This is a genomic window from Pseudomonas sp. R11F (assembly GCF_050312575.1).
GTDB classification, from domain to species: Bacteria; Pseudomonadota; Gammaproteobacteria; order Pseudomonadales; family Pseudomonadaceae; genus Aquipseudomonas; species Aquipseudomonas palleroniana.
Genome location: NZ_JBNPJU010000020.1, coordinates 46,121 through 71,252, shown reverse-complemented (window position 1 = coordinate 71,252; position 25,132 = coordinate 46,121). Strand labels below are relative to the sequence as shown.

The window sequence follows — 25,132 nt, the reverse complement described above, 5'->3', positions numbered from 1 at the left end:
GCTTTGTAGTGAGCGGGCTTGCCCGCGCTGGGTGGCGAAGCCGCCCTAAAACCAGACACCTCGGTCTTTCTGAAACACTGCGGCGTTGTTATTGGGGCGGCTCCGCCCCCAGCGCGGGGCAAGCCCGCTCACTACAAGTTCTCAGGAGGGGGCGTGTTCCGGGCGCTGTTGACGCTGCGCCACCCAGTATTCCACCAACTCACGTAACTGCGACAATTCCACCGGCTTGGCCATATGCCCATCCATCCCGGCCAGGCGTGCGCGTTCTTTGTGTTCCGACAGAATGTGCGCCGTCAGCGCCACGACCGGCGTACGGATGCGCTGGTGGCTGACTTCCCATGCACGCAGTTGCTGGGTCGCCGAGAAGCCATCGAGGATCGGCATCTCACAGTCCATCAGGACCAGGTCGTAACGCTGGGCTTTCATGGCCTCCAGCGCTTCTTCGCCGTTGCTGGCGGTGTCTGGGTTGAGGTTGAGCTTGCCGAGCATGCCACGGATCACCTTGGTGGAGATGCTGTTGTCTTCAGCCACCAGGATGCGGAAATCGGCAGGTACGGTGATGGCTGCCGGTGCACTGAGGACGGGGCGTGGCGGCACGTTGCCTTTGCTGCGCTGCGTCAGCTCGTCGGCCAGGGTGGTCTTGAGCGTATACCCGGCCACTGGCTTGGCGAGAATGCGCTTGATCCCGCAATTGCGCGCGATGATCTTGCTCGGCGCGTTGCTGATGCCGGTGAGCATGATCAGCAGGATGTCGTGGTTCAGGCTCGGGTCTTCCTTGATCTTTGCCGCCAGCTGCATGCCGGTCATGCCCGGCATGTTCTGGTCCAGCAGCACCACATCGAAGTAATCGCGCAGGTGCGCCTTGGTGCGCAACAAGGCCAGGGCCTCTTTGCCGGAGGGCGCGGCACTCACGTTCAGGCCCCAGGCCGAGCATTGCTGCACCAGCACTTTGCGACAGGTGTCGTTGTCGTCCACTACCAGCACCCGTGCGCCCTTGAGCGGGCCATCGAGGTCGGAGGTCGGGTGTTCCAGACGTTCCGGGTCCAGCGGCAGGGTCAACCACAGGGTGCTGCCCTGATGGCTGCTGCTCTTGATGCCGAACTCGCCGTTCATCAGCAGGATCAGTTGGCGGGCGATGACCAGGCCCAGATGGCCACTCAAACGGGTGGCCGAGAGGAAGTTCTTGCTGTGCAGTTCGCTGTGCAGCAGGGCATCGCGCTCGATGGCGTCCATGGGGACGCCACTGTCTTGCACGGCAATGCGCAGGCGCGGCTTGGGGCTGCGCTCGTCCAGGGCGACGACGATCAGCACTTCGCCTTCGTCGGTTTTCTGCAGGGCGTTTTCCAGCAGGCTCAACAGTGCCTGGCGCAGACGTGTCGGGTCGCCACTGATCACACGAGGCACCTGGGGCTGGATAAAACTGATCAGTTCGACGTTTTGCTGCTCGGCCTTGGCGCGGAAGATACTCAAGCAGTCTTCAATCAGTGCGTTGAGGTCGAACTGCACATCATCGAGCTCGATCTGCCCGGACTCCAGCTTGGAGATATCGAGGATCTCGTTGATCAGCGTGAGCAGCTCATTCCCGGCGCTGTGGATGGTCTGCACGTAGTCCCGCTGTTTGACCGACAACGGCGTTCCCAGCAGCAATTCGGTCATGCCCAGCACGCCGTTCATTGGGGTGCGGATTTCGTGGCTGATCTTCGCCAGGAACTCGGCCTTGGCCGCGATCTCGGCGTTGCTGGCGGCCAGGTCGCGGCTGAGGCTGAAGCGGGTTTCAACAATTGCACGCTGGCGCTCGCCCAGGGCCAGGCTCATCAGTAGGCCACTGAGGCAGATAAAGCTCAGCAGGGTGACGATCAAACCCTGCGGTGCTACCAGTGTCAGGCCGAGCAGGGCCGGCAGGATGATCAGCGTGCCGAGGTTGAACACCACCATGGCCGCCACGAACAAGCGTGCCGGGCGATAGCCTTTCTGCCAGTGGTAGGCCGAGATGAACAGCATGCTCAACCCGGCCAGGGCGACCAGGGCATAGGTGATGATGTTCAGCGGCAAGGTGTTGACGAACAACAGCAGCAGACCGCACAGCACGATGAACAGGATGTCCGCCATCAACAGTTTGTTCAGCGGATGCGGGCCCAGCGGCATGAAGAAGCGGTAGGCAAACATCAGTCCGCAGGGGGCGGTCAGCAATAGCGCGAGGTAGGCGCCGGGCGTCTGGATGGCTTGCCAGTTCGGCAGCCAGGGCCCGATCAGGTTGAGCAACAGCAGCAGGCTGAGCATCAACAGGAACTCGCAGGCGGCCAGCCATAGGCTGCTCCGCGAGCGGTGGTAGGCGAAGCGCGTGAGGTTGTGCAGGATCAGCATCAAGAGGACGCCGAACAGCAGCCCGTAGATCAGCGTCTGGTGCTGGTCGGCCGCCGCCAGTACGGCCGGCTCCAGGGTGATATAGGGGCGCAGCTCATGCTCCGACACCAGGCGCAGGTAGACGTCGAGTGGTTTGGGGCTCTGGGGCATCGGCAGCATGAAGTCGCTGCTCGGTAGCGGCCTTTCAACCTGGGGTTGGCGGGTGCCGGTGGTCTGTTGTTCCACCAGGGTGTCGCCGTCCAGCACATACAGGCTCAGATGGGACAAGTCCGGGGCAAACACCCGCAGCACTTGTTCGTGCTTGCCGGGTTGCAGCCTGAAGCGCACCCACAACGCGCCGTCCGGTTGCGCAGCGGTAATCCGGTCCAGTTCGATGGGGCTGAATTGATTGGTGTAGCGTGAGGAGCGGATGTCGCTCAGTTGCAGGTCGGCCTGTTCATCAAGTAATACCGCCCAACCACTGCCTTGCGCCGCGGCCTGGGCCGGGAACAAGCAGAGCAGTGTCAGCAGGCTGACGGTGAAACCTATGGCGATCCTGAGCCAGCGCACGGCGAAATCCCTTCGTAGGTTGATGCACGTGATGCATGGGTTAACTATGCGCGGGGCGACATGTGTAGGGCAAGGGCCGAAGGCCCTTACCTAACCGAACGGATAGCTACTGGAGAGTAGCGGCTCAGCTGTTCTGGCCACGTTCACGGGCAATGGCGCGATAGCCGATGTCCGTACGGTAGAAACAGCCTTTCCAGTCGATTTTCGCCGCCAGCTTGTATGCCTGTTGTTGCGCCGCGTCGACACTGGCGCCCATTGCCGTGGCGCACAGCACGCGGCCACCTGCGGTCACGACTTTGCCATCCTTGAGCGCGGTGCCCGCGTGGAACACCTTGCCTTCCAGCGCAGCTGCCGCGTCCAGGCCTTCAATCACATCGCCCTTGGCGTAGTCCGCAGGATAGCCACCGGCCGCCAGCACAATGCCGACGCTCGGGCGAGGGTCCCACTGCGCTTCAACCTTGTCCAGCGCCTGGGCCAGGGCGGCTTCCACCAGCAGCACCAGGCTCGATTGCAGGCGCAGCATCACCGGCTGGGTTTCCGGGTCGCCGAAACGGCAGTTGAACTCGATGACTTTCGGGTTGCCGGCTTTGTCGATCATCAGGCCGGCGTACAGGAAACCGGTGTACACGTTGCCTTCGTCGGCCATGCCGCGCACGGTCGGCCAGATCACCTGGTCCATGACACGCTGGTGCACCTCGCTGGTGACCACTGGGGCAGGGGAGTACGCACCCATGCCGCCGGTGTTCGGGCCAGTGTCGCCGTCGCCGACGCGTTTGTGGTCCTGGCTGGTGGCCATTGGCAGTACGTTCTTGCCGTCGACCATCACAATGAAGCTGGCTTCTTCGCCATCGAGGAATTCTTCGATGACGACGCGCGAGCCGGCCTCACCAAAGGCGTTGCCGGCGAGCATGTCGCGCACGGCGTCTTCGGCTTCTTGCAGGGTCATGGCAACGATCACGCCTTTGCCGGCGGCCAGGCCATCGGCCTTGATCACGATCGGTGCACCTTTTTCACGCAGGTAAGCCAGGGCCGGCTCGATCTCGGTGAAGTTCTGGTAGTCGGCGGTCGGGATCTTGTGGCGAGCCAGAAAATCCTTGGTGAACGCCTTGGAGCCTTCCAGTTGGGCCGCGCCGGCGGTTGGGCCGAAGCAATCCAGGCCACGGCTGCGGAACAGGTCCACGACGCCTGCAACCAGCGGGACTTCCGGGCCGACGATGGTCAGGGCGACGTTCTTTTCGGCGAAGTCGGCCAGTTGCTCAAGGGCCAGCACGTCGATGGCGACGTTTTCACACTTGGCTTCAATCGCGGTGCCGGCGTTGCCGGGGGCCACGAAGACTTTCTGAACGCGTGGGTCCTGGGCAACTTTCCAGGCCAGGGCGTGTTCACGGCCACCGCTGCCAATGATCAAAACATTCATTTCAAAAACCTCGTTTGGGTCATCGTTCCCACGCTCTGCGTGGGAATGCCTCTTGTGACGCTCTGCGTCACGCTTTGGGACGCTCTGCGTCCCAGGCTGCGTTCCCACGCGGAGCGTGGGAACGATCGATCAGTGACGGAAGTGGCGCATGCCGGTGAAGACCATGGCAATGCCGGCTTCATCGGCCGCGGCGATCACCTCGGCATCGCGCATCGAGCCGCCCGGTTGGATCACGGCGGTTACGCCGGCTTTCGCGGCGTTGTCCAAACCGTCACGGAACGGGAAGAATGCGTCGGAGGCCATCACCGAACCGGCAACCTGCAGGCCAGCGTGTTCGGCCTTGATCGCGGCGATACGCGCCGAGTTCACACGGCTCATCTGGCCGGCGCCGACACCGATGGTCTGGCGGTTCTTGGCGTAGACGATGGCATTGGACTTGACGTACTTGGCCACTTTCCAGGCGAAGATCAGGTCGTTGATCTCGTGTTCGGTCGGGGCGCGCTGGGTCACCACTTTCAGGTCGGCGCTGCTGATCATGCCGATGTCGCGGCTCTGTACCAGCAAGCCGCCGTTGACGCGCTTGTAGTCCCAGGCAGCGGCTCGCTCGGCCGACCATTCGCCGCAGGCCAGCAGGCGCACGTTGGCTTTGGCGGCAACGATGGCACGTGCCTCTTCGCTCACGCTTGGCGCGATGATCACTTCGACGAACTGACGATCAACGATCGCCTTGGCGGTTTCGGCATCCAGTTCACGGTTGAAGGCGATGATGCCGCCGAAGGCCGATTCGGTATCGGTGGCGTAGGCCAGCTCATACGCCTGGCGAATCCCGCCTTCTGCGTCCGGGCTCACGGCCACGCCGCATGGGTTGGCGTGTTTGACGATTACACAGGCGGGCTTGACGAAGCTCTTCACGCATTCCAGCGCGGCGTCGGTATCGGCCACGTTGTTGTAGGAAAGCTCTTTGCCTTGCAGTTGGGTCGCGGTGGCGATGCCCACTTCGGCCGGCTTGGCTTCCACGTAGAACGCCGCGCTCTGGTGCGGGTTCTCGCCGTAGCGCATTTCCTGGGCCTTGATGAACTGGCTGTTGAAGGTCCGCGGGAACTGGCTGCGGCCTTCTGTACTCAGGGTTTGCGCGGCCTGGTTCACGGTGCCCATGTAGTTGGCGATCATGCCGTCGTAGGCGGCGGTGTGTTCGAACGCCTTGAGCATCAGGTCAAAGCGCTGGGCGTAGGTCAGGCCACCGGCTTTCAGGCTTTCCAGCACTTGGCCGTAGTCGCCGGCGTTGACCACGATGGCCACGTCTTTGTGGTTCTTGGCCGCCGAGCGCACCATGGTCGGGCCGCCGATATCGATGTTTTCGATGGCGGTCGGCAGGTCGCAGCCTGGCTTGTTGATGGTGGCTTCGAACGGGTACAGGTTGACGGCGACCAGGTCGATCGGCTTGATGCCGTGCTCGCTCATGATGGCGTCATCGATACCGCGACGGCCGAGGATGCCGCCATGGATTTTCGGATGCAGGGTCTTGACCCGACCGTCCATCATTTCCGCGAAACCGGTGTAGTCCGCGACTTCTACTGCGGCCACGCCGTTGTCCTGCAGCAGTTTGAAGGTCCCGCCCGTGGAGAGGATTTCCACACCCAGAGCTTCCAGCTCCCGGGCAAATTCGAGGATCCCGGTCTTGTCAGAAACACTGATCAAGGCGCGGCGGATCGGAAGGCGGGTAGTCTGGTCGGTCATTTCAATTTCCATCAAAAGCAAAGGAGTCAGCAAAAAAGGCGACCGTTTTTACGCGGGCGCCTTTCTGGGTTGATTGAATGCTTACAGCAAATCGTACTGCTTGAGCTTTTTGCGCAAGGTGCCCCGGTTGAGGCCCAGCAGCTCACTGGCTTTGGTCTGGTTGCCCTTGACGTAGTTCATCACGCTTTCGAGCAAGGGCGCCTCGACTTCCGAGAGGACCAGGTTGTACACGTCCGTGACGGAAGCGCCCTCAAGGTGGGCGAAATAATTGTGCAGCGCCTTCTCGACACTCCCGCGAAGGGTCTGGCCTTCTTCGCTCGGTGTGTTGAGGTGCTGTTTCAAATTGACGTTGTCGCTCACGGGTGTTGTTCCACTCACTAAAGTCTCGGTCATCATCGTCATGCGGCCACCCCCTCTCCGTTCCCTGTCCTCAGGCTCTTTTCGCGCTCGCTGAAGTACTCTCGAACGGTGGTGACCTGTGCTTGCGTATCTTCCAAACGATTGAAGTGGGCGCGAAACTCCCTGGCGCCCGGCAGGGTTGCGAGATACCAGCCGACATGCTTGCGAGCAATGCGTACACCCATCACGTCCCCATAGAAGGCGTGCAGGGCGGCCAGATGCTCTAGCAGAATACGTTCCACCTCGATCAGCTCCGGTGCCGGCAAGACTTCGCCGGTACGCAGAAAGTGATCGACCTCACGGAAAATCCACGGCCGCCCCTGGGCAGCCCGGCCAATCAACAAGCCATCGGCACCGGTTGCGTGCAGCACGCGCCGGGCTTTCTCGGCTGAGTCGATATCGCCGTTGGCAAAGACCGGCATCGACACCGCCTGCTTGATCGCGGCAATGGTGTCGTACTCGGCTTCACCGGTGTAAAGGTCGGCGCGGGTGCGACCATGCACTGCCAGCGCTGTAATTCCTGCCTGTTCGGCGATCTTCGCCACCGTCAGGCCGTTCTTGTTGTCCCGGTCCCAGCCGGTGCGAATCTTTAACGTGACCGGCACATCCACTGCGCCAACAACGGCCTGCAGGATCTCGGCAACCAACTGCTCATCTTTCAACAGCGCGGAACCGGCGGCCTTGTTGCAGACCTTCTTGGCCGGGCAACCCATGTTGATATCGATGATCTGCGCACCCAGTTCCACATTGGCCCGGGCCGCATCCGCCAGCATCTGTGCATCACCACCGGCGATCTGTACCGAGCGGGGCTCGGGATCACCTTCGTGGATCATGCGCATCCGCGATTTGCGGGTATTCCACAAACTCATGTCGCTGGTGACCATTTCCGAGACTACTAGACCAGCGCCCAAACGCTTGCACAACTGACGAAAGGGCTGGTCGGTGACGCCCGCCATTGGGGCGAGAATCAAGCCGTTCTGCAATGTGTATGGGCCGATGCGTACCGCCGACATAGGACTTCCCTGTTGTGGGGCCGGATCATTAGAGTTCGAAAAAGGGTTGGCATGATACCCGCTCTCGATGACTGGATAAAGGCTGAATTGGATAAAATCTGAGCAGCTATTTCTTTATCGCCGTCGGTTTGGTCGGCGGCGATGCAGTCAATAATCCGTCGCCAAACCTTCGGTTGTGCACCGCTTCACTCGGGCGAGTGAAAGCTCAGGCTGTAATTCACGGCTTTATTGCCCGGGTCGAGGATGTCCAGGGAGATGTGGATGGGGGTTTGCGAGGGCATTTCGCTCACGCCGGCCAGCTCGCCGCTCAGGTATTCGGCGGGTTTGAAGCGACGACTGGCGATCAGGTTGCCGTTCAGGTCCGCGAAACGCAGTTCCAGCAGCGGAAACGGCTGGGAGAACGTCGCACGGTTATAGATGATCGCATCCACCACCAATGCTCCGGCGAATTCCGGGTGGCTGCGCACCACCAGGTTGCTGCTCTTGATATGAGCAATGTCGACCCGTGATGGCACCGTACATCCCAATTTCGGGCACAACTGCTGGAACCAGGGGCGGTAGGCATCCTGGCGCGACAGGTCGTCGAATTGGTAGGCGATGTACTGGCCGGCGAGGCCGCCGGCGGCGATTACTACCAGCAGCAGCCAGAGCAGTCGACGGCCCCAGCCTGACGGACGTTTTTGTGAATAAAGGTGCAGCGGATCGTCTTCCAGGTCCTGGAGGACGTCGTCGTGAACGCTTGCCTGCGGCCGTGCCTGTTTGCGGCGCGGCTGTGATTCTTCGGGAGCGGGCTCTTCCACTTCGTCGATGACCGGCGTCACGGGCGGGTCGAAAACCTCATCCTCAGGGCCTGAACTCAGCGGCGGTTCATCATCCAGATCGTCGATAGGATGCGACATGGACGGTTCGGTGCGCTGCCGGGTCGCAGAGGGTGGTTCGGCGTCATTGGCCTGGGCGCGTTCTTCCGGCGGTTCGCTGAACAGGCTGGCGGCCCATTTTTCTTCCTCCGCCTTGGCGGTGTCGCGGCTGGCGCTGAGGGCGTCTTTTTGCCGGCGGTCAGCGCCCGCCTGGCGGCGCTCTGCGTTCAATGGCTGAGTATGCTGAATCTCACGGCGTTCCAGCTTGGCCAGTTCTTCGTCCAGGTCCAGGTTATCCAGGTCCAGTACTTCGGCGGTCCACTGCTTCTGGCTGATGGCCCGTGGCGTCGCGGGTGCTGCCTCGACGGCGGTCGGTTGTTCAGGTTCCGGCGCAGGTGCGGGTACAGGTGCTTGAGCGCGCTGCTCCAGCAGCTGGCGAGCCGCGTTGAACACTTGCAGGCACGAGCCGCAGCGCACCACGCCACGGGCCACGCTCAACTGGGCGTGGCTGACGCGAAAGCGGGCTTGGCAATGCGGGCACTGGGTGACGAAACTGTCGGTCATGCGGCCATCCGATTCAGGCAAGCGCTCATTCTAGCGCCGACGACCGCTGATGCGTACCCAACCATCACGATTGGCGATCGGGTCCAGTTCGAAATCCTCGGCGTAAGCGGCGGCGACATCCTCGCCTTGCTCGGCCAGGATGCCCGACAGCGCCAGGCGGCCGCCCGGCTTGACCAGGCTCGACAGTTGCGGCGCCAAGGCAACCAGCGGCCCGGCGAGGATGTTGGCCACCAGCACGTCGGCCTGCACCTGGGGCAATTGCTCCGGCAGGTAGAGCGGGAATTTGTCCTCGGCAATGTGGTTGCGCCCCGCGTTATCGCGGGAGGCTTCCAGGGCTTGCACGTCGATGTCGGTGCCCACGGCTTGCTTGGCGCCCAGCAACAGCGCGGCAATCGCCAGAATCCCCGAGCCGCAGCCGAAGTCCAGTACGTTGCAGTCGGTGAGGTCCTGGCCGTCCAGCCATTCCAGGCACAGCGCAGTGGTGGGGTGGGTGCCGGTGCCGAACGCCAGGCCCGGGTCCAGCAGCAGGTTGACGGCGCCAGGCTCCGGTGCGGCGTGCCAGCTCGGCACGATCCACAGGCGCTGGCCGAAACGCATCGGCTGGAAGTTGTCCATCCAGCTGCGTTCCCAATCCTGGTCTTCGATCACTTCGCTGTGATGCTCCGGCAGCGGGCTACCGGTGAGCAATTCCATATGGGCCAGCACGCTGGCGGCATCGGTGCCGTCTTCGAACAGGGCCAGCAGGTGGGTGTGGGACCACAGCGGCGTGGTGTTGAGTTCGGGTTCGAAGATCGGCTGGTCTTCGGCGTCCATGAACGTGACCGAAACGGCGCCTACTTCGAGGAAAGCGTCTTCATAGGTTTCGGCTTGTTCTGGGCTGATGGCGAGACGGACTTGCAGCCAAGGCATGGCGGGCACCTTTGAAAAAATGAGTGTACGACTACATGTGTCGCGAAAGCGCGCAAGTTTACGCGAGAGGCGGGCAGAAGACGACTGCGCCGACGATCGATCCCGCGTTCGTGACGCGGAGCGTCACAAGATGCATTCCCACGCGGAGCGTGGGAACGATCACATCAGCAGGCCAGAAACAACAAAGCCGCCCGAAGGCGGCTTTGTTGGGTAGAGCACTTACTGGTTGGCCAGCTTGTGTTCCAGGTAGTGAATGTTTACACCACCTTCGCAGAAGCCTTCATCACGAACCAGGTCCCGATGCAGGGGGACGTTGGTCTTGATGCCGTCGACCACGATTTCGTCCAGGGCGTTACGCATGCGGGCCATGGCCTCGTCGCGGGTCGCGCCCCAGGTGATCAGCTTGCCGATCAGCGAGTCGTAGTTGGACGGAACCTTGTAGCCGCTGTACAGGTGCGAGTCGACGCGAACGCCGTTGCCGCCGGGAGCATGGAAATGCTTGACCAGGCCTGGACTTGGGATAAAGGTTTTCGGGTCTTCGGCGTTGATCCGGCACTCCAGGGAGTGACCGTGGATCTTCACGTCGTCCTGGGTGAAGGACAGCTTGTTGCCAGCGGCGATGCTGAGCATCTCCTTGACGATGTCGACACCGGTGACCATCTCCGTGACCGGATGCTCTACCTGCACACGAGTGTTCATCTCGATGAAGTAGAAGCGGCCGTTCTCGTAGAGGAACTCGAAGGTGCCGGCGCCACGGTAGTTGATGTCGATGCACGCCTTGACGCAGCGAGCCAGCACTTCCTGGCGAGCCTTTTCGTCCAGGCCCGGTGCCGGAGCTTCTTCCAGTACCTTCTGGTGACGACGTTGCAGCGAGCAATCGCGGTCGCCCAAATGGACGGCGTTGCCCTGGCCGTCGGAGAGCACCTGCACTTCCACGTGACGTGGGTTGGTCAGGTACTTTTCCAGGTAGACCATCGAGTTGCCGAACCAGGCACCGGCTTCGGCGCGGGTCTGTTTGGCCGCTTCGATCAGATCTTCTTCCTTGTGCACCACACGCATGCCGCGACCACCACCACCACCAGCGGCTTTGATGATCACCGGGTAACCGACTTCGCGACCGATGCGCAGGGCGGTTTCCTCGTCTTCAGGCAGCGGGCCATCAGAACCTGGAACGGTTGGCACGCCGGTCGCAATCATCGCGTCCTTGGCCGACACCTTGTCGCCCATCAGACGGATGGTGTCGGCTTTGGGGCCAATGAAGGCGAAGCCGGATTTTTCCACCTGTTCGGCGAAGTCGGCGTTTTCCGCGAGGAAGCCGTAGCCCGGGTGGATGCCATCAGCGCCGGTCACTTCCGCGGCCGCGATGATGTTGGAGACTTTCAGGTACGAGTTCGAGGCCAGTGGCGGGCCGATGCAAATGCTTTCGTCCGCCAGCTTCACGTGCATCAATTCGGTATCGGCCGTCGAGTAAACAGCGACGGTCTTGATGCCCTCTTCCTTACAGGCGCGCAGGATACGCAGCGCGATCTCGCCGCGGTTGGCGATCAGGACTTTTTGCAGTTTCTTCGCAGGTTTCAACATCGAAGGCGCTCCGCGGTTCAAACGATGGTGAACAGCGGCTGGTCGTACTCAACCGGCTGACCGTTTTCTACCAGGATGGATTCAATGACGCCGGCTTTTTCAGCGGTGATGTGGTTCATCATCTTCATCGCTTCAACGATGCAGATGGTGTCGCCCACTTTCACGGTTTTGCCGACTTCAACGAAGGATGGCGAACCCGGTGCCGGGGTACGGTAGAAAGTACCGACCATTGGCGACTTGACCACGAAACCGTTCAGCGCAGGTGCGGCTGGGGCGGCAGGTGCAGCAGCGGCAGCGGGTGCGGCGGCCGGAGCAGGTGCGGCGGGAGCCGGTGCCTGCATTTGTGGTGCGTAGTAGGGTTGGGCCGGAGTCTTGCTGTGACGGCTGATGCGTACGGACTCTTCGCCTTCCTTGATTTCCAGCTCGTCGATACCGGATTCTTCCAGCAGTTCGATCAGTTTCTTAACTTTACGGATATCCATGAATCATCAACTCCCAAGGGTCGGTCAGGGGCGCTTGGCCGGTTGTTCAAGTTGTTCCAGGGCGGCCTCCAGGGCCAGTCGGTAACCGCTGGCGCCAAGGCCGCAGATCACTCCTACCGCTACGTCGGAGAAATAAGAGTGATGGCGGAAAGCTTCGCGTTTATGCACGTTGGACAAATGCACTTCGATGAATGGGATGCTCACCGCCAGCAATGCGTCACGTAATGCAACGCTTGTGTGTGTAAAAGCGGCGGGATTGATCAGGATAAAGTCCACGCCTTCACCGCGTGCGGCATGGATGCGATCAATCAATTCGTACTCGGCATTGCTTTGCAGGTAGAGCAGATGGTGGCCGGCATCACGGGCCCGTCGCTCAAGATCAAGGTTGATCTGATCCAGGGTCACTGCCCCATAGACGCCCGGTTCGCGGGTGCCGAGCAGGTTCAGGTTGGGTCCGTGAAGAACCAGTAAGGTCGCCATCGGCTGTTCCTTGTTATGGATGGGGTACGGCAGAACCCGGCGACTATGCCGCAAAGCCTTTGTGACTGTCCAGTTCTATGCAGTAGGCGGCACGATTAGCGAGGATAGCGCAAAGTTTGTGACTGCGCCGCAGGATCCGGTCATTGGCGACACACTCCGAATCCAACGAACATCAACTGTGGGAGGGGGCTCGCTCCCGATAGCGGTGGATCAGTCATGGATACTGAGACTGACACTCCGCAATCGGGAGCAAGCCCCCTCCCAAATTTATCCTCATATGGCGTTGGAACGGCTCAGACGCGGAAGGCTTTGACTGCCGTATTGAGCTGGCCTCCCAGCACCAGCAGGTGCTCGCCCTGACTGCGCCCTTGGCCGATGCGCTGCAGGTTGTCCTCACCCAGCTGGTGAATCCGCTCGCTGTTATCGCGAATCTCGCTGACGGCGCCGCTCTGTTGTGCCGTCACATCGGCGATGCGCACTGCCGTGTCGGAGATGGTCTGGATCGCCCCGACGATTTCATCCAGCGCGCCATCCGCCGCCTGGGCTTGCTGGGCTGTGGCTTCGGCGTGTTCGACCTGGGCGCGCATGCCTTGCACCGATTGGTGGGCGGCGGTTTGCAGGCCGGCGATCAGGTCCTGGATTTGCGCCGTGGCGCCCGCCGTGCGTTGGGCCAGGGAGCGCACCTCATCGGCGACCACGGCAAACCCGCGCCCGGCCTCACCCGCGCGGGCGGCCTCGATGGCAGCGTTGAGCGCGAGCAGGTTGGTCTGGTCGGCAATCGAGCGGATCACCGTCAGCACGCCGCCAATCGTGGCGGACTCCTCGGCAAGTTTTTCGATCATCTGCGCATTTTGCTGCACTTCGCCGACCAGCGAATGCAGCCCGGTGAGGCTCAAGCCGATCACCCGTTGACCCTGTTCCACAGCCTGGCCCGCGCTGCGGCTGGCGTCGGCGGCCTGGCTTGCATCACCCGCCACTTGCTGGATGGTGGCTTCCAGCTCGCCCAGGGAGTCACGAATCTGCGCCGTATCGCCCGCCTGACGCTCGGCGCCGTCGTGCAGGCCGCTGCTCAGCTCGGCGAGGGTACGGCTGGTGCCGGCAACTTCCTCGGCATTGCCGCGAATGGTGCCGACCAAGTCCACCAGGTAGGCGCGCAGGCGGTTCAGGGAGGCTTCGATGTCGTGCAGTTCGCGGTTGGTCTTGCCCAGGGCGATCGGTTGGCCGAAGTCGCCTTCGGCCCAGGTCGAAAGCGCCGGGGCAAGATGGGTCAGCACCCGCGCCAGGCGCCGTTGCAGGGTATCGATCAACAAGGCGATCAGCAGGATCAGGCCGATCATCACGCCCTGCATCAAGCGTACTTCGCCTTGGATCTTGCCGTGTTGCGCACGCACCACGGGCTCCAGGCCGGCGATGGCTTGCTGCACGGCGGCGATTTTCAGATGGGTGGCCGTGGCGAGGTCGGCCCGTTGCTGGATCTGCTCGCGGGTGCGCTTAAGTTCGGCGGGGTAGCGGGTCAGCAGGCTGTTGAGTTCGCGCTTGAGGTCGACGCCGGTGTCTTGCGCTTCGGTCTTTTCGTTGTTTTCCAGGCCCATCATGGCGGAGAAGTCATCGGCGCTGGATTCGCTACTGGCCTTGACGCCCAGCAAGGGCAATTGCGCCAACCGTTCGGCCTGGGTGCGGATGCTGGCCAGCTCTCGCTCTACATCGTCGGCCAATTCGGCGCGCCCGCTGCTGACCAGCTTATCGCGGGCCAGGGATAATTTGCCCAGGTGCTGGGACGCGTCCAGCAGCGGCGGCAGGTATCGCGCCGCCTCCGGCGAGTTGACGCCCATGGCGTACTGGCTCAGTTGTTCCAGGTTCGCCCCCACTTCACGTTCGGCTTGCAGCAACAGCGCTTGCGGGTCACCCGCCAGTTTGCCGGCGGCCAGCAGGTCGGTTTTGCTGAACGCATCAAGGTCAACGAGGCTGGGGCGCAGGTTCTGCGCGAGGTCCGCTGGTAGTTCATCCAGATGTTGCAACAGGCTTTCCAGGCTCTGGCCGGCACTGCTCAGGCGCAAGGCATCACCGCTGGCCAGGTAATCGTCGATATTGCGCGCGGCCTGGTTCTGAAAGGTCTGGGACAAACCCAGATAACGCTCCATCAACAGGTAAGGTCGTTCCAGCGCCCGTTGCGACCACCAGAGTGTCGCACCCAGGGCCAGGCACACGGCCACCAATAGAAGGGTATTGAGATTGGTCAGCAGCTTCAGGCGCATGCGGGGTTTCAACCGACGGCGAAAGATAAGTGCCTGAAGTTATTGCGTTTCTATTACATAGTTATGACGGAATCAGTGGATTCCGGTGAAAAAGTGGCACTTTGCCTTGTTGTGCGTGCGGCCAGTACGCGGTTGCGTCCGGCATCCTTGGCGCGGTACAGCGCCTCGTCGGCCTGGGCGGCCATCATCAAACTGTCGGAGCCATCACACAATTCCACCAGGCCGGCGCTGAAGGTGCACCACAAATCCTGGGGTTGGGCCGGGTAATGAATTTCGGCAAAGCGCCCGCGGATTTCATCCAGCACCTTGCAGGCCGATTCCAGGTCGGTGTCGGGCATCACGATGGCGAACTCTTCACCGCCGTAGCGCCCGATATAGTCGGTCTTGCGCAAGCGCTGCTTGAGAAACAGCGCCAGGCTCTTGATCACGCGGTCGCCCATAGGGTGGCCGTGGCTGTCATTGACCCGTTTGAAATGGTCGATATCGAGCATGGCGAAGCTCAACGGCTTGTTCTCGCGGCGCGCGCGGAAGCTGCAGTCTTCGAGCAGTTGCAGGATATGGGTGTGGTTATACAGGCCGGTCAGGCTGTCGCGCACCATCCGCGCCTTCAAGTTGCGCGCACGCGCGGCGCGGTTGCGCACGGTGGTGATCAGGTGGCGCGGCTTGATTGGTTTGGTGAGGAAGTCGTCACCGCCTTCGCTCATGGCGTCCAGCTGTTTGTCCAGGTCATCCTCGGCCGACAGGTAAATGATCGGCACGCTGACGTAGCGGTCGTTGTGGCGGATCACCTTGGCCAGTTCGGTGCCGGTGCAGGCGGGCATGTACATGTCGAGGATGATCAGGTCTGGCTGGAAATCCGCCAGTTCAGCCATGGCCTGGATCGGTTCGATCAGGGTGCGGGTGACGATACCGGCACTGTTGAGCAGCCGCTCGGTGTGCAATGCCTGGGCGCGTGAGTCATCGATGATCAGGACTTTATAGGGTTCGTACTGGGCAACGCAGGTCAGCACTTCGATCTTTTCCAGCAGGCTTGAGGCTTCCAGCGTGCCGGTGAGGAACTCCTGGCCGCCGGCGCGCACGGCGGCCAGGCGGGTCGGGGTGTCGGTTTCATGCAAGCTGAAGAACAGCAGCGGCAGCTTTTGCTCCAGGCCCTCCTGGGCTTCGGCTGCGAGCTTGAGGCCCTGGCCTTCGCCGCAGAAGTCCACATCCATCACGATGGCGGACGGCAGGCGCTCGGCCATGGACGCCCGAAAAGCCGCGATGCTGTCCAGGGACTGGGCGCTCATGCCAAAGAATTCCAGCTGCTTGGCCAAGCGCTCGGCGCGGTCGTGATCGGCCAACATCACGTAGATCGGCTTGCGCATCGGTGGCAGGAAGGTTTGTTCCAACTGGTCGCCCTGGCGCAGACCGGTGCGTGACAGGCGTTGCATCAGGCGGTTGAGTTCGGTGATCAGTTGGCTGCTCAAGCGCCCGCGATTTTCGTCCACAGCCTGCAGGGACTCGCCGATATGCCGTGCCAGTTGACCGTGCTCCGGCTGCTCGAAGCGCTCGGCAAAGCGCAGCAGGCGCAGGTTGGCTTCGCTGAGTTCGGAAAAATCGGCGTTCGACCATTCACTGCGTTGCAGGCGTTGCCAGATCTCAAGAATTTGACGTGCCTGATGAATTACCCGCTGGGCAAAATGGTGCTTGAGACGCTCACGGCTGGGGTCTTCTGGCTCGGTCATATCCTGACTACTAGTGAGGGTGCATGCTGAGGTCGACTGATGGCTCTATGCTAGCACCTCTTTTATGTTGCATGAGTGTCATACGTCAATTAAGTGCAAGTCTCTGCCATTCAGTTTTTGACCGAGTGGTCGCGCAGCGTAAAAAGCGTGCATCCTTTATAGTCGAATCTGCCTGTGTGCCACTTTCGTTTAAAAGGCCCGCACCGGCGGGCACGATGGGGTAGGGTTGTGGTCGGAGTGTTTGAACGCACCCGGACAATTGATGTGCATGAACTCAAGTGATTGAAAGGATATCGCCATGCTGGACTGGAAAAACCGTGAAGGCAGTGCCAAAGGCCCCGCCCCTGAGCCCAAGTCGGCCAATCGTGGCTACTTTCGCAACCTGCTGATGAGCAAAGCCTTGCTCAGCGTGTTGGGCTTGTACCTGTTGGTCACCGGTGCCCTGGGTTGGTACTGGAGCGAAGAGCCGGCGCTGTTCCCGGTCCAGCAAAACGCCCAGCTTGCCGCCGAGAAGGAAGGCAAGCAGATGGTGGTGGGCTACACCACCGTTGAAACCCTCAAGACCGTGGTCGGCACGTTGCTGAACAAGCCCGGTGGCTACATTTCCAACGATCGTTTCCCGCCTGGCCTGTGGATGGACAACATGCCGAGCTGGGAGTACGGCGTACTGGTACAGGTGCGTGACCTGACCCGCGCCCTGCGTAAGGATTTTGCCCGATCCCAGTCGCAGTCGGCTGAAGACGCCGATCTGGCCAAGGCCGAGCCGCGCTTCAACTTCGACAACAAGAGTTGGGTGCTCCCGTCCAGTGAGTCGGAATACCAGGAAGGTATCAACTCCCTGAGCCGCTATGAAGCGCGCCTGTCTGATCCGAACCAGCGCGGCGCGCTGTTCTATGCGCGTGCCGACAACCTGAACAACTGGCTGGGGGATGTCGCCACCCGCCTGGGTTCGCTGTCGCAACGCCTGTCGGCCAGCGTGGGCCGGGTCAAGCTGAACACTGCACTGAAAACTGAAGCCCTGGCTCCAGGTGAGGTGCCGCAGGTCGATGAAGAAGTGGTGGAAACGCCGTGGATGCAGATCGACAACGTGTTCTACGAAGCCCGTGGCCAGGCGTGGGCATTGTCCCATTTGCTGCGCGCCATTGAAGTCGACTTTGCCGATGTGCTGGCCAAGAAGAACGCCACCGTCAGCGTGCGTCAGATCATTCGTGAGCTGGAGGCCTCGCAGGAAACCGTTTGGAGTCCTATGATCCTTAATGGCAGTGGTTTCGGCGTTCTCGCCAACCACTCGTTGGTGATGGCCAACTATATTTCCCGGGCAAACGCTGCAGTGATCGATTTGCGTCAGCTCCTCAACCAGGGTTGATGATGGACGCTATTCCAAACGAGGCCGCGCACCGCGCGGCCTCTGATGCTGAACTGATCTGCTGGGTCGACAGGCAAGACAACCTGCTCGGCCACCTCGTCAGGTCTGACCTGCGCCAGCGCGGCCTGATCGGCCGTTGCACCTTTATCTTCCTGTTCAATTCGGCAGGTTTGCTGTGTGTGCACCGACGCACCCTGAGCAAGGCGTTGTATCCCGGGTTCTGGGACACGGCGGCGGGTGGCATGGTGGCGGCAGGCGAGTCCTACGCTGAATCGGCGGCGCGGGAGCTGGAAGAAGAACTGGGCGTCGCCGGGGCGGTACTGACCGAGCACGATCACTTCTTCTTTGAAGACGGCGACAGCCGGCTTTGGTGCAAATCCTACTCCGCCGTGTGGGATGGCCCCCTGCGGTTGCAGCCCGAGGAGGTCATGGAAGCACGCTTTTTACCCATTGAAACCGTGCTGCTGGAGGCTGAGCAAAAGCCTTATTGCCCGGACGCTCAAGAGGGCCTGCGGCGCTATCTGGCCTCGCGTCGCTAAAGTTGTATAAATTGGCGCCATTTGGCTCTTAGCAAGTCGGCTTTTTGTGGTTACACTGCGCGACTTTTCACCCGAACCACCCTGTGCGGTTCGGTAGCGCTGCCCCTGCCTGAGTGGGGCTTCGCGGTCGGTGACCTCTTCGCAGGTACCGATCTGTCTTTGTCCTCCCAAGAGGATTGCCGGTGGCCAAAAAAGCCGCATCCTTCGCCGCCCTTGGTGGCCTGGTATTTTCCACCGACGCAGGTCGACACTGCCCGGACTGTCGTCAGCCCGTGGCCGCTTGCACCTGCAAACAGACCCTGATCCCTGAAGGCGACGGCATTGCCCGCGTGCGACGCGAGAGCAAAGGCCGTGGCGGCAAGACGGTGACGACCATCACCGGCGTACCGCTGGCCGAAGATGCCCTGAAGGAGCTGGCCACGACGCTGAAAAAGCGCTGTGGCACCGGTGGCGCGTTGAAAGACGGCGTCATCGAGGTCCAGGGCGATCACGTCGAGTTGCTGTTGGCCGAGCTGATCAAGCTCGGGTACAAGGCCAAGAAGTCCGGCGGCTGAAAGCCTCTTCCCGACCTGTGTCTAAACTCTGTCCTGCGAGCGGGGTCTACCTCTCTTACAGGCAAATCGTCATTTTAATTCTTTAGACTGCGCCAGCCTCAGATGGGGGCGGTGCCTTCGACTTCATTTATAGGGGACTTCGATGTCCGTACGACGCACACGCAAAGACGATGGCAGCCAATGGACAGTTGCGGACAGCCGCAGTGTTTACGGGATTCGCCATTGGGGGGCCGGGTATTTCGCGATCAATGATGCCGGTCGCGTTGAAGTCCGTCCGAACGGCCCGAACAGCACACCCGTCGACTTGTACGAGCAAGTCGACGAGTTGCGCAAAAGCGGCTTGTCCTTGCCGCTGCTGGTGCGCTTTCCTGACATCCTGCAAGACCGCGTGCGCCAACTGACCGGCGCGTTCGATTCGAACATCGAGCGCCTGGAATACCAGAGCAAGTACACCGCGCTGTATCCGATCAAGGTGAACCAGCAGGAAGCGGTGATCGAAAACATCATCGCCACCCAGAACGTGTCCATCGGCCTGGAAGCCGGTTCCAAGCCTGAGCTGCTGGCCGTGCTGGCCCTGGCACCGAAGGGCGGCACCATCGTCTGCAACGGTTACAAGGACCGTGAGTTCATCCGCCTCGCGCTGATGGGCCAGAAGCTGGGCCACAATGTATTTATCGTGATCGAGAAAGAGTCCGAAGTCGGCCTGGTGATCGAAGAGGCCGCGAGCCTCAAGGTCAAGCCACAGGTTGGCTTGCGCGTGCGTTTGTCGTCGCTGGCGTCGAGCAAATGGGCGGACACCGGCGGCGAGAAATCCAAGTTCGGTTTGTCGGCGGCGCAGTTGCTGTCGGTGGTCGAGCGCTTCCGCGCTGCCGGCCTGGACCAGGGCATCCGCCTGCTGCACTTCCACATGGGCTCGCAGATCGCCAACCTGGCCGACTACCAGCATGGGTTCAAGGAAGCCATCCGTTACTACGGCGAGCTGCGCAACCTCGGCCTGCCGGTGGACCACATTGACGTCGGCGGCGGCCTGGGCGTGGACTACGACGGTACGCACTCGCGTAACGCCAGCTCGATCAACTACGACATGGACGATTACGCCGGCGTGGTAGTGGGGATGCTCAAGGAATTCTGCGATGCGCAGAGCCTGCCGCACCCGCACATCTTCTCCGAAAGCGGCCGCTCGCTGACCGCGCACCACGCCATGCTGGTGGTACAGGTCACCGACGTCGAGAAACACAACGACGACGTGCCGCAGATCGAGAACAAGGAAGCGCTGCCGGAGACCGTGCAGTGGCTGGTCGACCTGCTCGGCCCGACCGACATCGAAATGGTCACCGAAACCTACTGGCGCGCCACGCATTACATGAGCGACGTGGCCGCCCAGTACGCCGACGGCAAGCTGACCCTGGCCGAGAAAGCCCTGGCCGAACAATGCTACTTCGCCGTGTGCCGCCGCCTGCACAACTCGTTGAAGGCGCGTCAGCGCTCGCACCGCCAGGTGCTGGACGAACTCAACGACAAGCTGGCCGACAAGTACATCTGCAACTTCTCGGTGTTCCAGAGCCTGCCGGACACCTGGGCTATCGGCCAGGTGCTGCCGATCCTGCCGCTGCACCGCCTCGACGAAGAGCCGCTGCGCCGTGCGGTATTGCAGGACCTGACCTGCGACTCCGACGGCAAGATCAAGCAGTACGTCGATGAGCAGTCCATCGAGACCAGCCTGCCCGTGCACGCCCTGAATGAAGGTGAGGACTACCTGCTGGGTATCTTCCTGGTGGGCGCCTACCAGGAAATCCTGGGAGACATGCACAACCTGTTCGGCGATACCGATTCGGTGAACATCTACCAGCGCGAAGACGGTTCGGTGTACAGCGCCGGGATCGAGACCCATGACACCATCGAAGACATGCTGCGCTACGTGCACTTGTCGCCGGAGGAGTTGATGACGCACTACCGTGACAAGTGCGCCAGCGCGAAGATCAGTGCGAGTGAACGTACCCAGTTCCTCGACGCATTGCGCCTCGGGTTGACTCGCTCGTCTTACCTGTCGTCGTGAGGCGATAGCGGTTGAGCAAAACCCACCTTCTCAGGTGGGTTTTTTATTTCATGACCCGACCAACCAGCGATTCTGCGTGTTCAGGCGCCAGCCGATGAATGCCAGGGTCAGGCTGCGCAGCGCCATGAAGAGCAGGAAGGTTATCCACAGGCCGTGGTTACCCATGCCCTGCAACGCCCAGGCGAATGGGAATGTCAGCAAGACCGTCAGCAGCATGCCATTGCGCATTTCCCGTGCCCGCGTTGCGCCGATGAACAGGCCGTCCAGCAGGTAACTCCAGACGGCGATCAACGGCAGCACGGCCAGGTAGGGCAGGTAGCGGTCGGCGGTTTCGCGCACACTGGTGATATCGGTTTGCATGGCGATAAACAGGTGGCCGCCGAAGGTGAACAGTACGGCGAACCCCGTACTGGCGATCAGTGACCAGCCGCCGGCTACCACCAGTGAGCGACGCAAGGCCTGGCGATCATGCGCACCAATGGCGTGACCGCACAGCGCTTCCACCGCGTGTGCCAGGCCGTCCAGCGCGTGAGCCGTCAGCAGCAGGCCGTTGAGCAGCAGTGCATTGGCCGCCACGGTGGCGTCACCCAGGCGCGCACCTTGCACCGTGATCATGAAAAACACCGATTGCAACGTGAGGCTGCGGATGAAAATGTCGCGGTTGACCGCCAGCAGCGGGCGCCAGCTTTTCCACCGCGTCAACGCCGCCCAGGCGATATGCCCGGGGTAGGCGCGCAGGGCTTTGTGCGTCATCGCCAGGCCGAGCAGGGCGCCGGCCCACTCGGCCACCACCGACGCTCGCGCCGAACCGACTACCCCCCAATCCAGGCCAAGCACGAACCACAGGTTCAAGGCGATGTTGACCAGGTTGGTGGTCAGCAGGATCGCCAGCGGTGCACGGGCGTTCTGGGTGCCGAGGAACCAGCCCACCAGCGCATAGCTGGCCAGTGCGGCGGGCAGGCCGAACAGGCGGGTGTGGAAGAATTCGCGGGTCAGCTCAGTCAGTTCGGGGGACGGTTGCATCCATTCCAGGGCCAGATGGCTGAGGGGAATGCCGACTGTGCCCAGCACTATCGCCAGGCCCAGCGCGAGCGACAGACCTTGCAGCAGGATTTGCCGCAACGCCGCGCCATCGCCGCGCCCGGCGGCTTGCGCGGCAAACCCGGTGGAGCCCATGCGCAAGAACCCCATGGCCCAGGCGAGAAAGGTATACAGGCTGGCGCCAACGGCCACGGCGCCCAATTGATGGGCGTGGGGCAGGTGACCGATGACCATGCTGTCCACCAGGGCCACCAGCGGCACGGAGATATTGGACAGGATCATCGGTGCGGCCAGGGCCCAGACGCGACGATGGGTGGAACGGTGGCGCCAGTCGGTGAGTAGGGTATTCAATTATTAATGCACGACCCAGCTGAGCAGCCAAAGGCCCAGCATCAGCCAGATGATCCCGACGATGATCGACGCCCGCATAAATGCGCGCACCGCCGAGTACAACAGCATCAGGCCGATGATCAGGGTAATGATGCTGATGATCGAGGTGTCCATGCCCAAGGTGCGTGACAGTCCATCGACGAAGTTGCCACCGGCGTTGGTCAAGGCACCGAATAGCCCGCTGAGTCCGTCGACGATAAAGCGGATGATGGAACCGAGCGCCTGGCCCAACCATCCGAAAAAGCTTTCTACCTGCATGTGTGTGCCCTGATGAGAGAGTGGACGTTGCTGTGCCTTGGGTTGCGATTGCGCCCGGCGAGTTCCCTATAAGCATAGAGGTTTGCCGCGTGGTAATCATGGGCTGTGTTGGGCGTCGCTGGATTCACTTGCCTTGATGGCTTATCCGCCCGAAGCTATACGCCTTCAGGAGCCCGCGCATGAACCTCGAACACCTCACCGAACGCTTGCATCGCATCCGCGATACCAACGATTGGAAGCAATTTCACAGTCCGAAAAACCTGGCCATGGCCGCCAGTGTGGAAATGGCCGAGCTGGTGGAAATTTTCCAGTGGCTGACCGAAGACCAGTCGCGCCAGTTGCCCGCGGACAAACTCGCCCACGCCGGCCAGGAAGTCGGCGACATCGTACTGTACCTGTTGTTGCTGTGCAGTGAGTTGGGCCTGGACATGAACGAGGTGGTGCGCGCCAAGCTGGCCGATAGCGAACGGCGGTTTGCCCATGAGTGACCGTCATTTCGACCAACTGGCCACACGGTTCGCCGAGAAGATTTATGGCGGTGCCAAGGGCGCCATTCGCCTGGCCGTGCTGCAGGCCGACCTGAGTGAAGCGCTGCCGGATCGTCCGTTGCGCGTATTGGACATCGGTGCGGGCCTGGGGCACATGTCGCTGTGGTTGGCCGAGCGCGGCCATGACGTGACGTTGGCCGAACCTGCCGAGCCGATGCTCGAGGGCGCCCGTCAACGTTTTGCCGAGGCCGGGCAGGCCGCGACTTTTATCCATGCGCCCTGGCAGGACTTGCTCGGGCAACTCACCGAGCCCTATGACCTGGTGCTGTGCCACGCCGTGCTGGAATGGCTGGCCGAACCCCACGCGATCCTGCCGGTGCTGCACCAACTCACCGTGGCTGACGGCTGGCTGTCGCTGGCGTTCTACAACCGCGATGCGCTGATTTATCGCAACCTGCTCAAAGGCCACTTCCGCAAGATGCGCAAGAACGACATGGCCGGCGAAAAGCAGAGCCTCACCCCGCAACAGCCGCTTGATCCACGGGAGTTGGCGGCGCAACTTGAGGGGCTGTGGCAAGTCGAAAGTCAAAGTGGCGTGCGGGTGTTCCACGACTATATGCCCGTGGAGTTCCAGGCCCGTGCCGACCTGCAGGATTTGTTGGAGATGGAACTCGCTCATCGTCGTCACCCAAGCTTTGCCGGACTTGGGCGTTATTTACACTGGATCTGCCGTCCGGTTTGAGCGGCCCAGTTGCGGAGGTCGAAATGCGTCGTCTGTGTTTGATCCTGTTGTCCCTCGGTCTGGGCGCCTGTTCCAGCCCCAACCCCTATGTGGCGGCTTCGGCGCCAATGCCGCCGGCACCGGCCCAGGCGGCCAAGATTTTCGATGCCAGCGCCTACCCGGCGCCGGTGCGTGACTACGGTGCCTACCGCAGTTGGGCCTGGCTCAACGGCCAACTGCCGGCGGGCTCTGCCTGGGTCGACTCGGCACAGATTGCCGAGGCGGTGAATGGTGCCCTCGATCAGCGCGGCCTGCGCCTGTTGCATGACAACCGTGCGCCAGACCTGCTGGTCAGTGCCGACGTGCGCCTGGAAAAGCGCCTGCGGCAGGTGCAGGACGACTATGGCTACGGCTATGGCGGCTATAACCGCTATGGCAATGGCTACGGCATGTACAACACGGTGCCGGTGGTGCGCACCTATGAAGTCACCGTCGCGGTGGCGCGGATCAGCCTGTTCGATGCGCGCACCCGCCAGCCGGTCTGGAGCACCAGCGCCGAAACCAGCAGCCAGGGCAGCCTGAGTGAGCGAGCTGATGCATTGCGCGAGGCGATGCAGAAGGCAATGTCCGCCTATCCGCCCAGTTAGCCGCTATTCTCATTTCAGGCTCGAACGTCTTTTGGAGAACCTCCATGTTTCGTCGCATTGCTGCACTTGCCGTTGTTGTATTGTTGGGCGGCTGCCAGACCAGTCAGGTCAACCATGACTTCGATGCCAGCCGCGACTTTGGCGCCTACCGCAGCTGGGCCTGGAAAGACCCGGCGCTGCAATACCGCCCGGATGATCCACGGATCAAGAGTGACCTTACCGAACAACGCATCCGCCAGGCTGTGGGCGAACAACTCGACCAACGCGGCTTGCGCCCTGCGGCGGCGGGTGGGCATGCCGACCTGAAGGTGCAGGCCTACCTGATCGTCGAGGACCGCCAGCAGCAAGTCACCACCAATTACGGCGGCGCCTGGGGCGGCCCATGGAATGGTTACTGGGGGGCGCCGATGTACAACGAAACGCGCAACATCACCTACAAAGTGGCGACTATCCAGATCGACCTGCTCGACGGCAAGGACGGCAAACTGGTATGGCGGGGCAGTGACGAACAGATCATGGCCAGCTCGCCGAACCCGCAGGACCGCAGCAATGCGATTCGCTCCACCGTGGGCAAGATCCTGTCCAACTACCCACCCCGGTAAAGACAGCGCAAATCCTGTGTGAGGGGGCCGCTCACTACAGATGATGTGTTCCACAGCCCAACCTTTAACTGACTGGCGTTAGGGCTTGCTCCCGATAGCGGAGCAAGCCCCCCACACAAGACCTTCGGTACCCTGACGC

At 61.7% G+C, this 25,132-nt stretch carries 22 protein-coding genes; 8 read left to right on the top strand and 14 right to left on the bottom strand.

Features of this window, described 5'->3' with window-relative positions; genetic code table 11:
- Positions 1 to 141: 141 nt before the first annotated feature.
- The 12 genes from ACQRBV_RS06095 to ACQRBV_RS06040 all read right to left on the bottom strand — a co-directional run bounded on the left by ACQRBV_RS06095 (position 142) and on the right by ACQRBV_RS06040 (position 16,331).
- Positions 142 to 2,913: a hybrid sensor histidine kinase/response regulator gene (locus tag ACQRBV_RS06095; protein WP_060755027.1), complete on the bottom strand. Its 2,772-nt coding sequence runs from the start codon at positions 2,911 to 2,913 to the stop codon at positions 142 to 144.
- 124 nt (positions 2,914 to 3,037) lie between these two features.
- Positions 3,038 to 4,330 (bottom strand): phosphoribosylamine--glycine ligase, encoded by a 1,293-nt coding sequence (gene purD / locus ACQRBV_RS06090; RefSeq protein ID WP_060755026.1) that lies wholly within the window; start codon positions 4,328 to 4,330, stop codon positions 3,038 to 3,040.
- A 129-nt stretch (positions 4,331 to 4,459) separates the two neighbouring features.
- Complete coding sequence (gene purH, locus ACQRBV_RS06085) at positions 4,460 to 6,067, bottom strand: bifunctional phosphoribosylaminoimidazolecarboxamide formyltransferase/IMP cyclohydrolase (protein ID WP_060755025.1); 1,608 nt, start codon at positions 6,065 to 6,067, stop codon at positions 4,460 to 4,462.
- An 81-nt stretch (positions 6,068 to 6,148) separates the two neighbouring features.
- A complete protein-coding gene (fis, locus tag ACQRBV_RS06080; protein WP_002555375.1) occupies positions 6,149 to 6,469 on the bottom strand; it encodes a DNA-binding transcriptional regulator Fis in 321 nt (106 codons plus the stop codon).
- On the bottom strand, positions 6,466 to 7,479 hold the full coding sequence (dusB, locus tag ACQRBV_RS06075; protein ID WP_161547810.1) for a tRNA dihydrouridine synthase DusB: 1,014 nt from the start codon (positions 7,477 to 7,479) through the stop codon (positions 6,466 to 6,468). Before dusB ends, fis begins: the two co-directional genes overlap by 4 nt.
- A gap of 185 nt (positions 7,480 to 7,664) precedes the next feature.
- Positions 7,665 to 8,900 carry a DUF3426 domain-containing protein gene (locus ACQRBV_RS06070; RefSeq protein WP_411985111.1) on the bottom strand — a complete coding sequence of 412 codons (1,236 nt, stop codon included), beginning with the start codon at positions 8,898 to 8,900 and terminating at the stop codon, positions 7,665 to 7,667.
- Positions 8,901 to 8,930: 30 nt separating this feature from the next.
- On the bottom strand, positions 8,931 to 9,809 hold the full coding sequence (gene prmA, locus ACQRBV_RS06065; RefSeq protein WP_090367037.1) for a 50S ribosomal protein L11 methyltransferase: 879 nt from the start codon (positions 9,807 to 9,809) through the stop codon (positions 8,931 to 8,933).
- Positions 9,810 to 10,028: 219 nt separating this feature from the next.
- Positions 10,029 to 11,390 carry an acetyl-CoA carboxylase biotin carboxylase subunit gene (gene accC, locus ACQRBV_RS06060; RefSeq protein ID WP_060755021.1) on the bottom strand — a complete coding sequence of 454 codons (1,362 nt, stop codon included), beginning with the start codon at positions 11,388 to 11,390 and terminating at the stop codon, positions 10,029 to 10,031.
- A gap of 17 nt (positions 11,391 to 11,407) precedes the next feature.
- Positions 11,408 to 11,872: an acetyl-CoA carboxylase biotin carboxyl carrier protein gene (gene accB, locus ACQRBV_RS06055; RefSeq protein ID WP_060755020.1), complete on the bottom strand. Its 465-nt coding sequence runs from the start codon at positions 11,870 to 11,872 to the stop codon at positions 11,408 to 11,410.
- A 24-nt stretch (positions 11,873 to 11,896) separates the two neighbouring features.
- Positions 11,897 to 12,352, bottom strand: a complete 456-nt coding sequence (gene aroQ, locus ACQRBV_RS06050) for a type II 3-dehydroquinate dehydratase (RefSeq protein WP_411985112.1) — start codon at positions 12,350 to 12,352, stop codon at positions 11,897 to 11,899.
- A gap of 293 nt (positions 12,353 to 12,645) precedes the next feature.
- Positions 12,646 to 14,607, bottom strand: a complete 1,962-nt coding sequence (locus ACQRBV_RS06045) for a methyl-accepting chemotaxis protein (RefSeq protein WP_411985113.1) — start codon at positions 14,605 to 14,607, stop codon at positions 12,646 to 12,648.
- A 53-nt stretch (positions 14,608 to 14,660) separates the two neighbouring features.
- Positions 14,661 to 16,331, bottom strand: a complete 1,671-nt coding sequence (locus tag ACQRBV_RS06040; RefSeq protein WP_060755018.1) for a response regulator — start codon at positions 16,329 to 16,331, stop codon at positions 14,661 to 14,663.
- 388 nt (positions 16,332 to 16,719) lie between these two features.
- Between ACQRBV_RS06040 and ACQRBV_RS06035 the strand changes: the two genes are divergently transcribed.
- The 4 genes from ACQRBV_RS06035 to speA all read left to right on the top strand — a co-directional run bounded on the left by ACQRBV_RS06035 (position 16,720) and on the right by speA (position 20,846).
- Positions 16,720 to 17,697, top strand: a complete 978-nt coding sequence (locus ACQRBV_RS06035) for a DUF2333 family protein (RefSeq protein WP_372241630.1) — start codon at positions 16,720 to 16,722, stop codon at positions 17,695 to 17,697.
- 2 nt (positions 17,698 to 17,699) lie between these two features.
- Positions 17,700 to 18,236, top strand: a complete 537-nt coding sequence (locus tag ACQRBV_RS06030) for an NUDIX hydrolase (protein ID WP_161547813.1) — start codon at positions 17,700 to 17,702, stop codon at positions 18,234 to 18,236.
- A 182-nt stretch (positions 18,237 to 18,418) separates the two neighbouring features.
- Positions 18,419 to 18,790: a translation initiation factor Sui1 gene (locus tag ACQRBV_RS06025; protein WP_411985114.1), complete on the top strand. Its 372-nt coding sequence runs from the start codon at positions 18,419 to 18,421 to the stop codon at positions 18,788 to 18,790.
- Between the two features lie 142 nt (positions 18,791 to 18,932).
- Positions 18,933 to 20,846, top strand: a complete 1,914-nt coding sequence (speA, locus tag ACQRBV_RS06020) for an arginine decarboxylase (RefSeq protein ID WP_060755014.1) — start codon at positions 18,933 to 18,935, stop codon at positions 20,844 to 20,846.
- Positions 20,847 to 20,894: 48 nt separating this feature from the next.
- Here the strand turns inward: speA and ACQRBV_RS06015 are convergent, their stop codons facing one another.
- Together ACQRBV_RS06015 and ACQRBV_RS06010 are read right to left on the bottom strand one after the other, a co-directional pair.
- Entirely contained in the window at positions 20,895 to 22,238 is a 1,344-nt protein-coding gene (locus ACQRBV_RS06015; protein ID WP_411985115.1) for an MATE family efflux transporter, read from the bottom strand.
- A 3-nt stretch (positions 22,239 to 22,241) separates the two neighbouring features.
- A complete protein-coding gene (locus ACQRBV_RS06010; RefSeq protein ID WP_060755012.1) occupies positions 22,242 to 22,535 on the bottom strand; it encodes a hypothetical protein in 294 nt (97 codons plus the stop codon).
- Positions 22,536 to 22,714: 179 nt separating this feature from the next.
- Here ACQRBV_RS06010 and ACQRBV_RS06005 point away from each other — a divergent pair, with 179 nt between their 5' ends.
- From ACQRBV_RS06005 to ACQRBV_RS05990, 4 genes are read left to right on the top strand one after another with little or no spacing between them, the layout of a single operon-like run.
- The gene (locus ACQRBV_RS06005; RefSeq protein ID WP_003188211.1) at positions 22,715 to 23,023 is read left to right on the top strand and encodes a MazG-like family protein; all 309 of its coding nucleotides are present in this window, start codon (positions 22,715 to 22,717) and stop codon (positions 23,021 to 23,023) included.
- The gene (locus ACQRBV_RS06000) at positions 23,016 to 23,765 is read left to right on the top strand and encodes a methyltransferase (RefSeq protein WP_161547815.1); all 750 of its coding nucleotides are present in this window, start codon (positions 23,016 to 23,018) and stop codon (positions 23,763 to 23,765) included. Before ACQRBV_RS06005 ends, ACQRBV_RS06000 begins: the two co-directional genes overlap by 8 nt.
- A gap of 23 nt (positions 23,766 to 23,788) precedes the next feature.
- Positions 23,789 to 24,391 (top strand): DUF4136 domain-containing protein, encoded by a 603-nt coding sequence (locus ACQRBV_RS05995; protein ID WP_161547816.1) that lies wholly within the window; start codon positions 23,789 to 23,791, stop codon positions 24,389 to 24,391.
- Positions 24,392 to 24,435: 44 nt separating this feature from the next.
- Positions 24,436 to 24,993 (top strand): DUF4136 domain-containing protein, encoded by a 558-nt coding sequence (locus ACQRBV_RS05990; protein ID WP_060755009.1) that lies wholly within the window; start codon positions 24,436 to 24,438, stop codon positions 24,991 to 24,993.
- The last annotated feature ends 139 nt before the right edge of the window (positions 24,994 to 25,132 follow it).

Bases quoted from the DNA above. Each gene is read 5' to 3' on its own strand.
- purD (WP_060755026.1), bottom strand. From the start codon at position 4,330: ATGAATGTTTTGATCATTGGCAGCGGTGGCCGTGAACACGCCCTGGCC.
- purH (WP_060755025.1), bottom strand. From the start codon at position 6,067: ATGACCGACCAGACTACCCGCCTTCCGATCCGCCGCGCCTTGATCAGT.
- fis (WP_002555375.1), bottom strand. From the start codon at position 6,469: ATGACGATGATGACCGAGACTTTAGTGAGTGGAACAACACCCGTGAGC.
- dusB (WP_161547810.1), bottom strand. From the start codon at position 7,479: ATGTCGGCGGTACGCATCGGCCCATACACATTGCAGAACGGCTTGATT.
- ACQRBV_RS06070 (WP_411985111.1), bottom strand. From the start codon at position 8,900: ATGACCGACAGTTTCGTCACCCAGTGCCCGCATTGCCAAGCCCGCTTT.
- prmA (WP_090367037.1), bottom strand. From the start codon at position 9,809: ATGCCTTGGCTGCAAGTCCGTCTCGCCATCAGCCCAGAACAAGCCGAA.
- accC (WP_060755021.1), bottom strand. From the start codon at position 11,390: ATGTTGAAACCTGCGAAGAAACTGCAAAAAGTCCTGATCGCCAACCGC.
- accB (WP_060755020.1), bottom strand. From the start codon at position 11,872: ATGGATATCCGTAAAGTTAAGAAACTGATCGAACTGCTGGAAGAATCC.
- aroQ (WP_411985112.1), bottom strand. From the start codon at position 12,352: ATGGCGACCTTACTGGTTCTTCACGGACCCAACCTGAACCTGCTCGGC.
- ACQRBV_RS06045 (WP_411985113.1), bottom strand. From the start codon at position 14,607: ATGCGCCTGAAGCTGCTGACCAATCTCAATACCCTTCTATTGGTGGCC.
- ACQRBV_RS06040 (WP_060755018.1), bottom strand. From the start codon at position 16,331: ATGACCGAGCCAGAAGACCCCAGCCGTGAGCGTCTCAAGCACCATTTT.
- ACQRBV_RS06035 (WP_372241630.1), top strand. From the start codon at position 16,720: ATGAGCAAAGCCTTGCTCAGCGTGTTGGGCTTGTACCTGTTGGTCACC.
- ACQRBV_RS06030 (WP_161547813.1), top strand. From the start codon at position 17,700: ATGGACGCTATTCCAAACGAGGCCGCGCACCGCGCGGCCTCTGATGCT.
- speA (WP_060755014.1), top strand. From the start codon at position 18,933: ATGTCCGTACGACGCACACGCAAAGACGATGGCAGCCAATGGACAGTT.
- ACQRBV_RS06010 (WP_060755012.1), bottom strand. From the start codon at position 22,535: ATGCAGGTAGAAAGCTTTTTCGGATGGTTGGGCCAGGCGCTCGGTTCC.
- ACQRBV_RS06005 (WP_003188211.1), top strand. From the start codon at position 22,715: ATGAACCTCGAACACCTCACCGAACGCTTGCATCGCATCCGCGATACC.
- ACQRBV_RS06000 (WP_161547815.1), top strand. From the start codon at position 23,016: ATGAGTGACCGTCATTTCGACCAACTGGCCACACGGTTCGCCGAGAAG.
- ACQRBV_RS05995 (WP_161547816.1), top strand. From the start codon at position 23,789: ATGCGTCGTCTGTGTTTGATCCTGTTGTCCCTCGGTCTGGGCGCCTGT.
- ACQRBV_RS05990 (WP_060755009.1), top strand. From the start codon at position 24,436: ATGTTTCGTCGCATTGCTGCACTTGCCGTTGTTGTATTGTTGGGCGGC.